Source organism: Lysobacter sp. Soil_C_59 (assembly GCF_057656415.1).
The window spans coordinates 282,056-293,884 of the sequence record NZ_JBDGKK010000004.1 but is presented as its reverse complement, the minus strand read 5'-3'; the positions used below and the strand labels follow the sequence as shown (position 1 = coordinate 293,884).

Here is an 11,829-nt window from a genome sequence, read left to right as displayed (position 1 = left end):
GTGTCGCCAGATGACCGTCTATTTAGTCGATCGCCATCATGGACTTCAACGGGATCCGCTGCAGCGGTCCTCCGGAGCCGCGCAGACCACCCTGCCCTGGGCGATCACCGCCTCGACCCGGCGCAGCACCTCGACATCCGCCAGCGGGTCGCCCTGGACGGCGATCAGGTCGGCCGACTTGCCCGCGGCCACGGATCCGAACTGCGCGTCGCGGCCCAGCGACTTCGCCGCACTGATCGTGGCCGAGCTGATCGCCTGCATCGGCGTCTGCCCGTTGCGCACCATGTAGGCGAACTGGCGCGCGTTCTGCCCGTGCGGGTAGACGCCGCTGTCGGTGCCGAAGCCGATGCGCACGCCGGCCTTGACCGCCTTGGCGAAGCCGTCGCGCTGGGTCTGCGTGGTTTCCTTGTTCTTGCGCAGGATCTCCTCGGGCCAGCCGTCGCGGCGGCCGATCTCCTCGATGTAGTCGCCGTTGTAGACGTCGGCGACCAGCCAGGTGCCGTGCTTCTTCATCAGCGCGACGCCTTCGTCGTCGAGGTAGGAGCCGTGCTCGATCGAGCGCACGCCGGCGCGGACGGCGCGTTTGATGCCTTCGGCGCCGTGGGCATGGGCGACGACGAAGGTGCCGTGCAGCGCCGCTTCCTCGACCGCGGCGCGGATCTCGGCCTCGCTGTACTCCGGCGCGCCCGGCTCGGTGCCGCTGGCGAGCACCGCGCCGGTGGCGATCAGCTTGATGAAGTCGGCACCGCCGGCGATCAGCTCGCGCACGCGCTGGCGGATCTCCGCCTCGGAGTTGGCCACGCCGCGGCGCATGTCGGCGGGAACCTGCACGTCCGGCGCCAGTCCGGTGACTTCGCCACCACCGCCGCTGACGGTTACGTAGGTGCCGGCCACGAACATGCGCGGGCCTTCGACGATCCCCTCGTTGATGGCGTTGCGCAGGGCGACATCGGTGAAGGCGCGATAGGTGCCGACATCGCGGACGGTGGTGAAACCGGCGCGCAGGGTGTCGCGGGCGTTGCGCACCCCGACCAGGGCGTCGCGCGCGGAGGTGCTCATCAGCGGCGCGGCGACGTTGTCGGACTGGATGTCGCCGACCAGGTGGGTGTGCAGGTCGATCAGGCCCGGCAGGACCGTGTAGCCCGACCAGTCGAGGACGCGGGCATCGCCGGCGGCCGTGGCCGACCAGGGTTCCACGCGGGTGATGCGCTCGCCTTCGATGCGGATCGCCTGGTCGTTGAGGACGCGGCCGTGGTCGACGTCGACCAGGTGGCCGGCGCGCACGACGACGATGTCGGGAGTAGCGGCAACGCTGGCGCCGGCCAGGGTGAGCGCAAGCGCAGCGGCCAGCGCCTTGATCGTGAGATGGGTCATCGGGTCAGCCAAGAAGGGGGTTCATATTGGATTGGGGCGCGGATTCACTTCGGCGCCTGGTAGCGGCCGTAGCGCTTGAGCAGTTTCACCAGCGGTGCGTGCGGGATGGCGTTGGCGTAGCGGCCGCCTTCGCCGCGCATGTCGCGCGCAGCGACCATGGCATTCACGATGGCCTCCTCGGTCGCCTGCACCGTCGCCTCGAACAGACCGTCGACGTTGTCGTTGCCGAGGAACTGCGCCTGATGCAGCGCGCCGGGGCCCTGGGCTGGCGCATTGGCCGTGGAGAAGGCGAGGAACAGGTCACCCGAGCCGTTGCCGGCGTAGCTGCCCATGCGCGCCAGGCCCATGCCGGCGCGCTTTGCAATCCGCTTGAGCTGGTGCGGCAGCAGCGGCGCGTCGGTGGCCACCACTATCACGATCGAACCGGTGTCGCCGGTGATCGCGGCATCGGTATAGACGCGGTCGTCGCGCAGGAACTGCCCGACCGGCACACCGGCAATGCGCAGCGGGTCGCGCACGCCGTAGTTGGCCTGCACCAGCACGCCGACGGTGTAGTCGTGGCCGTCGCTGTTGATGCGTCGCGAGGCAGTGCCGATGCCGCACTTGAACTCGTGGCAGATCATGCCGGTGCCGCCGCCGACGTTGCCTTCGGCGACCGGGCCGTCGCGCGCATCGCGCAACGCCTGCGCGACGTGCCCGGGCTTCACGTGGAAGCCGTTGATGTCGTTGAGGTGGCCGTCCCAGGTCTCGGCGACGATCGGCAGCGACCACCAGTAGCCGCTGGCGTCGGCACCACCGGCCTTCACCCGCTCGGCAATCACGGCATCGCGGACGACGCCGACGCTGTGGGTGTTGGTCAGCATCACCGGGCCTTCGACCTGGCCGGACTCGTCGATCCAGGCGGTGCCGGTCATCTCGCCGTTGCCGTTGAGCGCGAACCAGCCGCCGAACACCGGTGTATCAAGACTGGCCTTGCCGCGCGGCAGGATCGCGGTAACGCCGGTGCGCACCTTGTGGCCGTCGGCGAGGTCCTCGATCAGCGTGACCTGGCCGACGGTGACGCCGGCGACGTCGGTGATCGCGTTGAGCGTGCCGGGCGTGCCTTCGAACGGGATGCCCAGGTCGCGGGCGCGTGGCTCGGCCGCGTGTGCGGTGGTGATCGCCAGCAACGCAAGCAGCGTGGGAGCGAGCTTGCTCGCGAAAGGCTTGCGGCGGCGTTGTTCGCGAGCAAGCTCGCTCCTACCGGTGCAGGGTCGGGTCACGGTGCGTCCTTCAGGTAGCGGTCGTACCACGCAAGGTTGCGCGTCAGGCGGTCGCTCAGGTAGCTGGGAACGGTCAGCTGATGGTTCTGCCCGGGGTAGACGACCAGTTGCGTCGAAACGTTCTGCGCGCGCAAGGCCTGATACATCTGTTCGGCGCCCAGGCACGGCACGTTGAAGTCGTCCTGCGCGCACTGGAACATCGTCGGCGTGGTGATGCGGTCGGCATGCAGGAACGGATAGCTGGCGCGGTCGTACTGCTCGCGGTCCTTCCACGGCGTGCCCAGTTCGAGTGCGTACTCGCGCACGTACTGGTCATGGCCGTACATCGCGTACATGTTCGACGCGCCGGCACCGCTGATGGCGGCCTTGAAGCGGGTGTCGCGGGCGATCACGGCGTTGGTGAGGATGCCACCGTAGCTCCAGCCGCCGAGGCCGAGGCGCTGCGGATCGGCGATGCCCATCCCGACCACATGCTCGACGCCGGCGACCACATCCTTCACGTCGACATTGCCCCAGTCGGCATAGATCGCGCGGGCGAAGTCGAAGCCGCGGCCGGAACTACCGCGCGGATTGACCGCGACGACCGCATAGCCCTGCGCCGCATACACCTGCCAGTCGGCCATGAACTCATGGCTGAACTGGTAGACCGGTCCGCCGTGGATGCGCAGGATGGTTGGGTAGCGTTGGCCGGGCTGGTACCCGACCGGCTTGACCAGCAGCCCTTCGACATCGATGCCATCGCTCTTGAAGGCGATCGGCTCGACTGCCGCCAGCGTGCGCTGGCTCAGGAAGGCATTGTGGTCGGTGAGTGCGCGCAGGCCCTGCGGTTCGACCGCAGAGATTTCGTAGGGATGCGTGTCGTCACCGCCGAGCACGACCACGCGGTCGTTACCTGAAACCGCCAGGTCATAGTCGAACCGGTTGCCGTGGGTGAGCTCGGTTATCTCGCCGCTGTCGGCGTCGACCTTCTCCATACGGGTGACCCGGCTGCGCTCGACCAGCGCGTAGAGGTGGCGGCCATCAGGCGACCAGTGCGGCTTGGTGACGCAGCGGTCGATCGGCGCGACCAGGCGCGCCTTGCCGCCGGCGACGTCGACCACCGCCAGCTGCCACGGTGCGTAGTAGATCCATTTGTCCTCGCCGCTTTGCAGGTAGGCGATGCGGCTGCTGTCCGGACTCCACGACGGTCGCGTTTCCCAGTACGGATCCAGGTCGGAACCGGGGAACGTGGTGAGCTGGCGTTCGGTCGCGCCGGCACGCGGCTCGACCACGTAGATGTCGTAGTTGAGATGGCGATCCGGGTCGACACCGCGCTTGCTGACGTACGCGATCAGCTTGCCGTCGGGCGACCAGGCCGGAAGCAGTTCGTCGTGGTCGCCGGAGGTGATCTGCTCGGCGCGACCGGTGTCGATGTCGACGACGTACAGATGGGTGCGGTGACCGTCGAGGTAGCCGGTGCCGTCTTCCTTGAACTGGTAGCGGGTGGTGACGATCGGCGGCGGGTTCTTCGGTTCCGGCACGCCGGCCGGACGCTCCGGATCGCGCACGATGACCGCCACGCGCTTGCCGTCGGGCGACCAGACGAAATCGTCGACACCGCTGGCGAACGAGGTCACGCGGCGGGCGGCGCCACCGGCGGCGGGCATCAGCCAGACCTGGCTGATTTCCTCTTCTTCCTCTTCGTCGCCGCCCTCGCCTTCCTTGCCAGCCTCGGGCTTGCGCGGCGGCGGAGCGTCCGACAGGTAGGCGATCGACTTCCCATCGGGCGACCACAGCGGCCGCGACTCGCTGCTCTTGGGCGTGCTGGTCAGCTGCTTGCGGGCGCTGCCGTCGTAGCCGACGCGCCACAGGTCGGTCTGGGTGAGGTCCTCGGCGCGGTTGACGGTCGACACGCTGTAGACGAGCGCGGCACCGTCGGCGGACAGGTCCGGTTCGGCGACGTCGGCCAGCCGGTCAAGATCGGCGATGCCGAAACGCGTGGGCGGCGGCGGCGTTGCGGCCTGCGCCGCCAGCGAGGTCGCGGCCAGGCACAGTACTATCCAGCGTCGTCGCATCGGCATCAGCTCACTTCCCCCTCGCCTTGCCTTGGTAGATGGCCTGCGCCGCGCGCAGGTAATCGAGCGTCGCACGTTTCTCTTCGGCGTCGTTGTAGTCGTCGCGGGCGTCGGCGGCTTCGATCACGCGGCCGAGCCAGGCGGCGAAGTAGGCGGCGTCCTCTCGCGCCGGCGGTGCACCACCGGGGACGTCGAGCCAGACCGGATTGGTGGTCGCATACGGGTACAGGTCGAGCAGCTGCGGGTCGGCGCCATCGTTCCAGGCGCGCAGCAGCAACCAGCCGCCCTGCCCCACGTCAACGTCACCCTCGCCATCGAAGCTGCGACGGTCGCCGCCGAGCTCGAACTGCTTCACCACGCGGCCGTTGTGGACCAGCTCGAGGTGATCGACGGCCACCGGCGAGCGCAGCGCGATCTTGTATTTCGTCGGGCCCGGCGCAGCCAACGCCAGCGTGTCGCCAGGCTTCCGGTCGGACACCAGCAGACCCAGCAGCGGGCCATTGCTGACGAAGCTGTGGCCCTGCTTCAGCGATGCCAGCATGTCCTCGCCACCACGCTGCTCGAGGAACACGCGATTCATGCCGACCGGTCCGCGCAACGAGGCGTAATTGGCCATGGCATCGGTGCCGGCCCCGGCCGCAAGCCGGTAGCCGAGGTTCAGCAGCCGGTACCAGACAGCGGCGGTGGCCTTGTGGTCGCTGAAGCCGACCACTTCGAGGTAATCGACCTTGCCGTTGGCGACGTCGGCTGGCAGCTGGTGGCTCAGTACCGGATCCTTCGCCGGGTCGGGCACGGTGTCGAACGGATGCACGTAGCCGACCACGCCCTGCTGCGCATGCGCCAGATCGGCGATCACGCCGTTGTGCGGGTATGGGCTGGCCATCGCGGTGTGACGATAGGCGGAGAAGTCCGGCGTGAGGTAGTGGTCGCGCAGGTTCAGCAGGCCCAGGTGGCCCCAGAAGCTGGTGTGGAACTCCTGCGCATTGGCGATGCGCACCGGACCGGTATCCACCGACTCGCCGAAGTGGCCGATGTCGGGGATGCGCTGTTCCTTGTTGACGATCAGGTTCTCGACGACGTCGAGGTCCTCCGCGCGGGCCTGCAAGGCCAGGTGCGTGGGCGAGTTGAAGTAGTGCCCGCCGTAGTTCATGTGCACGTGCAGGTCGGCGCTGAGCCACTTGCCGAACGCGGCCGGCAGCGCCTGTGCCTGCAGGTCCGCGCGCAGCGTGGTCGCGCTGCCCGCGGCCAGGTCGAGCCTGCGCGTCCACGGCACGTGGGCGAAGCCGTGCTGCACGGTGACCGAAGTGCTCCCGGCCGGCACGTCGAGTACGCACGGCGACGCGCAGTGGAAGTAGTGGCTCTCGGTCGCCTGCACCGCGCGGTCGAAGCCATCGTCGGCATGCATCCAGGCATCGGCCGGTCCGTAGGCGCGGGCGTCGTTGCCCTGCACGCTCACACGCGCGGGCACGTCGCGGCCGCGACCGTCGCGTGCCTGGATCTGCAGGCGTGCGGTCGGGGCAAGCGTGCGTCGCTGTTTCGCCACCACCGCCTGCGTCGCACCGCCGATCACGTCCATCACCGACAAGGCGGTGTTGCCGTTCGCGTCCTGGCCGATGAAGGCGATGCGGCGGCCATCGGGCGACCAGCGCGCGTTGCGGCGATCGCCTTCGCCGAAGGTCAGCGGCAACGGCGGCGCGCCATCGATCGTGCTCAGCCACAGCTGGTGGGTCTGGCGACCGTGGTAGCCGGCGTACAGCAGGCGGCGGCCGTCGGGCGCCAGTTCCGGGCGCGCGCTCCAGCTGGTTTCCTCGCGCAGGATGCGAACCGGGGCGCGGGTGTTGAGGCTGACCGACCAGATATCGCCGCTGCCCCAGGCGATCTCGGCGTTGCCGACGAAGACGATCCGCTTGCCATCGGGCGACCACGACGGATTGATCGCATGGTCGACCGCCGAGTAGTAGTAGCGATCGAGCGTGCTGCGGCGCTCGCCCAGCAACGGCCTGGCGTTGTGCAGGCCGTTGCCGTCGATCTCCGCGATGAACAGGTTGAAATGGCCGGTGCCCTGCGTCGACACCCACGCGAGTCGCTTGCCGTCGGGCGAAAGACGCGGCTCCACATTGACCGCGCCACCGCTGGTCAGCGCCTGCGCGCGGCCGCTGGCGAGGTCGAGCCGCCACAGTTCCATGGCGGCGCCGTCGTAGCGGGTGAACACCACGCTGCGTCCGTCGCGGGCGACGTCGGGCTGGTAGTCGTAGGCGCCCTGCGCGTGGGTGAGCTCGACCGCTTCGGTCTCGCCGATGCGCTGGCGCCAGAGCGAGCCAGCCATGCTGTACACCAGCGATTGGCCGTCGGGCAGGAAACTCGCCGACGACGGGCCGGTGGTCAGCTGCGGCAGGTAGAGTTCGCGCCAGTAGTAGCTGTGCGGCAGGTCGACCTGCTTGAGCACGGGCTCGCGACCGGCCGCGGCGACGTTGCCCATGCCAGCAAGCGCGACCGCCAGCAACAATGCGGTCGCGGCGAACGAGCGGCGGCTGCGCATCCGGCTCAGCCCCGCGTTCCGGCCAGCGCTTCGTCGAGGCTGATCCGCAGCAGCGCGATCGCCTCGTCGATCTCGGCGCGCTCCACGTTCAGCGGCGGCATGAAGCGCACGGTGCTGGTGCCGCACGACAGCAGCAACAGGCCATTGTGGAACGCGCGGGTGATGACCGCATCGCACAGCGCGCGTGCCGGCGTGCGCGCCGGATCGGATTCGACCAGTTCCATGCCGATCATCAGGCCGCGCCCACGCACTTCGCCGATGCAGGCGTAATCGCGCATCAGCTCGCGCAGCTTGGAGGTGAAGTAGCCACCGGCCTGGTCGGCATTGTCGGCGAAGCCGCCGGCGACCAGGTCGATGGTGGCATTGGCCGCCGCGCAGGCGAGCGGATTGCCGCCGTAGGTGTTGCCGTGCGCGCCGCGCTTCCACTGCGACATCAGGCTGGCCGAGGCGACCATCGCGCCGATCGGCAGGCCCGAGCCCAGGCCCTTGGCCAGGGTCATGATGTCGGGCTTCACGCCCCAGTGCTGGCTGGCGAACATGCGGCCGCTGCGACCGATGCCCGACTGCACCTCGTCGAAGATCAGCAGGATGCCGTGCTCGTCGCACAGCTCGCGCAGCCCGGCGAGGAAGCTCTCTGGCGGGACGACATAGCCGCCCTCGCCCTGGATCGGCTCGACCAGGATGCCGGCGACTTCGGCCGCCGGCACGCTGCGTTCGAACAGCATGCGGATGTAGTCGAGCACGGCCACGCCCTGGTCGGTGCCGGCGAACAGCGGCCGGTACGGATTCGGGTACGGCACGTGGGTGACGCCCGGCATCGTGGCGAAGAAGCCCTTCTGCTGGGTGTACTTGCTGGAGGTGAAAGCCAGCGAGCCCATCGAGCGGCCGTGGAAGCCGCCGAGGAAGCCGATGAAACGCGGCCGGCCGGTGACGTAGCGCGCCAGCTTGATCGCCGCTTCCACCGACTCGGTGCCGGACTGGCACAGGAAGCTCATCGCTTCCCCGCCTTTCATCGGTGCGATCTTTGCCAGGCGCTCGCCGAGCCCGGTCATCTGCTCGTGCCAGTAATCGCTGGAGATATGCAGGAACTGGTCGGCCGCGTCCTTCACCGCCTGCACCACCTGCGGATGGGCGTGGCCGGTGCTGCACACGGCGATGCCGGCGGCGAAATCGAGGAAGCGGTTGCCATCGACGTCCCAGACCTGCGTGCCGCGGCCGTGCGACATCACGAACGGGTAATCGCGCGGGTACGACGGCGAGATCACCCGCGCGTCGCGCTCGATCATCGCGCGCGCCTTCGGGCCAGGCAGTTCGGTATGGATGTGGTCGTTGCGCATGGTGTGCTCTTGGATGGTGTGCACGTGTCAGGCCAGGAGGGACGGCAGCACTACCGGCCGCGAATGCGCCTCGCGCGTGCGCGCATGCAGTGCGCGCAGGATCGCCAGCTCCGACTCGCTCGGCGCGGCAATGGTCTCCACCGTCTCGGCCAGCAGCAGCGGCCAGGCCACCGCCGCGCGAGCCTCATCGACGGTCGCGCCGGCGTAGAGCGCGCTCAACCGCAGCTCGTCGCTGCGCGGGTGCGGCGTGAGGATGCCGAAGTCGGTGATCACCGCACGCGGGCCGTCGCCGGTCGCGCCGGTCCTGGCGCGCGCGCCGTGGCCGTCGAGATAGCCGGCGGAGGTGCGGAAATCCAGCTGCTCCACCAGGCTGCGCGGCGAGGCCTTGAGCATGACGAAGGTCTGGCGCGCGTGCGCGGCGATCTCCGGCGCACCACCGGCGCCCGGCAGGCGCGTGGTCGGTGCCTCGTAGGGTCCGATCACGGTGCTGTTGAGGTTGCCGTAGCGGTCCACCTGGGCCGCGCCGAGGAAACCGACATCGACCCGACCGGCCTGCAGGTAGTGGCTGAACACTTCCGGCAGCGGCACCACGAACGATGCGGTCTGCGCCAGCTCACCGTCACCGATCGACAGCGGCAGCACGTCCGGTCGCGTGCCGATCGTGCCCGACTCGTAGATCAGGACGATGTCGGGCGCATGGGTGAAGCGCGCCAGGTTGCAGGCCGCGCTCGGCAGGCCGATGCCGACGAAGCAGACGCAGCGGTTCCACAGCATGCGCGCGGCCGCCACGGTCATCCATTCATCGCGGGTGGCCGCGCTCATGCCGCCTCCGCCCGCAGGCTGGTCAGGAAGCCGGCGTGGTCGTTGGTTTCCAGCACGTGTTCGCGCATCCAGTCGTTGAAGGTGTCGCGGTCGCGCGAGATCTCGTCCCAGCGCTGGTAGAAGCTGTTGTCGCGCGAGTAGTGGCCATGCGCGTAGGACGGATAGGCGCCACCCGGGCAATGCACCACCGCGTCGACCGTCCAGTGTGGCAGGACGATGCCGTTCATCGCCGGTGCCAGATGGTCGACGATCTCCTCGACCGTGATCACCAGCGCACCGGCCGCCAGCGCCGCTTCGCGCTGCGCGCCGATGATGCCCTGGATGGCGACGTTGCCTTCGCGGTCGGCGCACTGCGCGTGCAGGATGGTGACGTCGGGATTGATCGCCGGCACCGCGGCCAGGCGCTCGCCGGTGAACGGGCACTCGATGCGGCCGATGCGCGGATTGACCTTGTCGAGGTCGTTGTCGAGATAGCCGCGCAGCATGCCGAACGGCAGCCGCGCCGCGCCGGCGCAGAACGCCGCCGCCATGCCGGCATGGCTGTGCTCATCAAGTTCCAGCGGCCGCGGCCAGCCGTGCTCGACCGCATCGCGCAGCCGGTGCAGCGAGCCGATGCCCGGATTGCCGCCCCATGAGAACGTCAGCCGCTTCGCGCAGCCCATGCCGATCAGCTGGTCGTAGATCAGGTCCGGCGTCATCCGCACCAGGTGCAGGTTGCGCCGGCCCTGGCGGATCAGCTCGTGGCCGGCGGCGAACGGAATCAGGTGGGTGAAACCTTCCAGTGCCACGCAGTCGCCGTCGGCGACATGGGCGGCGAGTGCTTCGCGCAACGACATCAATCGCATCGAGCGCTTACTCCACGACCGTGCGCGACTGTTCGCGCAGGTACTGCTGCAGGTAATAGAACGAGGCGATCGCCTTGCCGGTCGAGCCCGAGCCCTTCCAGCCGCCGAACGGCTGGTAGCCCGGCCAGGCGCCGGTGGTCGCGCCTTGCGGACGGTTGGCGTAGGTCACGCCGGCCTCGATGCGGTCCTGGAACCACGGCACTTCGTCGCTGCCACCATAGAAGCCGGCGGTGAGGCCCATGTCGGTGTCGTTGGCCAGGCGCATCGCGTGTTCGCGGTCGCGGTAGCGGTGCAGCATCACGATCGGCAGGAACATCTCCTGCTTCCACAACGGGTGCGCCAGGTCGGCCTCGGCCAGCACCGGCTCGACGAAGTAGCCACGCGCCAGGTCGCCATCGCGCAGCTGGCGCCCGCCGGCGACCACGGTCGCACCGTCGGACTGCAGCTGCTGCATGTAACTGGCGTAGTTGCCGTAGGCGCTTTCATTGATCACCGGCCCGAGCCAGTTCTCGCGGCTGCGTGCATCGCCAATGCGAATCGCCTCGATCTTGCCGCGCAGCAGTTCGATCAACGAGTCGGCGACGCTGTCGTGCACGTACAGCCGCGACAGCGCCGAGCACTTCTGCCCGCCCATGCCGAACGCCGAACGAACGATGCCGGTGGCGGCGCGCTCGAGGTCGGCGTTCTCGGTGACGATGCAGGGATTCTTGCCGCCCATCTCGGCGATGCATGGTCGCGGATAAGCGCCACCGGCCATCTGCCGCAGCAGTTGCATGCCCACGCCGACCGAACCGGTGAATGTGATCCCGGCGGTGAGCGGATGCTGCGCCAGCGCCTCGCCGACCTCGCGGCCCGAGCCGGACACGTAGTTGAAGACGCCCGGCGGCAAGCCGGCATCGCGGATGCAGTCGGCCAGCAGGCGGCCGGACCACGGCGTGTCGCTGGCCGCCTTGACCACCACCGTGTTGCCGGTGACCAGCGCGGCGGCGACTGGTCCGCCGGCAAGCGCGAACGGGAAATTGAACGGCGCGATCACCACCCACACGCCGTGCGGGCGCATCACGCTGCGATTGCGCGAGACGGTGCCCTCGAGCGGGTCGTTCGGCAGCGGCCGGTCGTAGCCGGCGTTCTGCTCGTAGTCGTCGGCGTAGTAGTGGAAGAAGTCGACCGTCTCCTGCGCCTCGCCCAGCGCCTCCATGCGGTTCTTGCCGACCTCCAGCGTCAGCGCCGCAGCGATGTCGTAGACGCGCTCCTCCATCAGGTCGCCGACCTTGCGCATCAGGCGTGCGCGCTCGGCCACGGGCAATGCGCGCCAGGCCGGGAACGCGGCATGCGCGGCCCGCATCGCAGTGTCGACATCGCCGGCACTGGCCAGCGCGAACTCGCCCAGCACCAGCGTGCTGTCGATCGGGCTGCGCCGCTGCGCATGGTTCGCCGCCGGCCGGTCCTCGCCGTTGATGAACAGTTCGTGCCGCCGCCCGAGGTCGGCACTGACCCGGGCCATCGCGGCCTCGAAGCGCTCGTGCATCGCCTCGGGCGGGTTGAACATCGTGGCGTAGGTCAGGCGGAAGCTCATGGCGGCCTCGCTGCGGTCAG

8 protein-coding genes are annotated in these 11,829 nt (G+C 69.1%); all 8 read right to left on the bottom strand.

Annotated elements, in window-relative coordinates:
- Positions 1-45: 45 nt before the first annotated feature.
- The 8 genes from AC3A3Q_RS10595 to AC3A3Q_RS10560 are packed head-to-tail and all read right to left on the bottom strand — an operon-like array spanning position 46 to position 11,809.
- Positions 46-1,374: a Xaa-Pro dipeptidase gene (locus AC3A3Q_RS10595; RefSeq protein WP_487586222.1), complete on the bottom strand. Its 1,329-nt coding sequence runs from the start codon at positions 1,372-1,374 to the stop codon at positions 46-48.
- A gap of 44 nt (positions 1,375-1,418) precedes the next feature.
- Positions 1,419-2,636 carry a DmpA family aminopeptidase gene (locus tag AC3A3Q_RS10590; protein ID WP_487586221.1) on the bottom strand — a complete coding sequence of 406 codons (1,218 nt, stop codon included), beginning with the start codon at positions 2,634-2,636 and terminating at the stop codon, positions 1,419-1,421.
- A complete protein-coding gene (locus AC3A3Q_RS10585) occupies positions 2,633-4,696 on the bottom strand; it encodes a S9 family peptidase (RefSeq protein WP_487586220.1) in 2,064 nt (687 codons plus the stop codon). The genes AC3A3Q_RS10590 and AC3A3Q_RS10585 overlap by 4 nt, the downstream gene beginning before the upstream one ends.
- 4 nt (positions 4,697-4,700) lie before the next feature.
- Positions 4,701-7,229: a CehA/McbA family metallohydrolase gene (locus AC3A3Q_RS10580; protein WP_487586219.1), complete on the bottom strand. Its 2,529-nt coding sequence runs from the start codon at positions 7,227-7,229 to the stop codon at positions 4,701-4,703.
- Positions 7,230-7,234: 5 nt separating this feature from the next.
- Positions 7,235-8,566 (bottom strand): acetyl ornithine aminotransferase family protein, encoded by a 1,332-nt coding sequence (locus tag AC3A3Q_RS10575; protein WP_487586218.1) that lies wholly within the window; start codon positions 8,564-8,566, stop codon positions 7,235-7,237.
- A gap of 27 nt (positions 8,567-8,593) precedes the next feature.
- Positions 8,594-9,388, bottom strand: a complete 795-nt coding sequence (locus AC3A3Q_RS10570; protein ID WP_487586217.1) for a CoA-transferase subunit beta — start codon at positions 9,386-9,388, stop codon at positions 8,594-8,596.
- Entirely contained in the window at positions 9,385-10,233 is an 849-nt protein-coding gene (locus AC3A3Q_RS10565; protein ID WP_487586216.1) for a CoA transferase subunit A, read from the bottom strand. The genes AC3A3Q_RS10570 and AC3A3Q_RS10565 overlap by 4 nt, the downstream gene beginning before the upstream one ends.
- A gap of 7 nt (positions 10,234-10,240) precedes the next feature.
- Positions 10,241-11,809, bottom strand: a complete 1,569-nt coding sequence (locus AC3A3Q_RS10560; protein WP_487586215.1) for an aldehyde dehydrogenase family protein — start codon at positions 11,807-11,809, stop codon at positions 10,241-10,243.
- Positions 11,810-11,829: the final 20 nt, after the last annotated feature.

Excerpts from the sequence above, each read along its gene's own strand:
- AC3A3Q_RS10595 (WP_487586222.1), bottom strand. The coding sequence starts at position 1,374 with ATGACCCATCTCACGATCAAGGCGCTGGCCGCTGCGCTTGCGCTCACC.
- AC3A3Q_RS10585 (WP_487586220.1), bottom strand. The coding sequence starts at position 4,696 with ATGCCGATGCGACGACGCTGGATAGTACTGTGCCTGGCCGCGACCTCG.
- AC3A3Q_RS10580 (WP_487586219.1), bottom strand. The coding sequence starts at position 7,229 with ATGCGCAGCCGCCGCTCGTTCGCCGCGACCGCATTGTTGCTGGCGGTC.
- AC3A3Q_RS10575 (WP_487586218.1), bottom strand. The coding sequence starts at position 8,566 with ATGCGCAACGACCACATCCATACCGAACTGCCTGGCCCGAAGGCGCGC.
- AC3A3Q_RS10570 (WP_487586217.1), bottom strand. The coding sequence starts at position 9,388 with ATGAGCGCGGCCACCCGCGATGAATGGATGACCGTGGCGGCCGCGCGC.
- AC3A3Q_RS10565 (WP_487586216.1), bottom strand. The coding sequence starts at position 10,233 with ATGCGATTGATGTCGTTGCGCGAAGCACTCGCCGCCCATGTCGCCGAC.
- AC3A3Q_RS10560 (WP_487586215.1), bottom strand. The coding sequence starts at position 11,809 with ATGAGCTTCCGCCTGACCTACGCCACGATGTTCAACCCGCCCGAGGCG.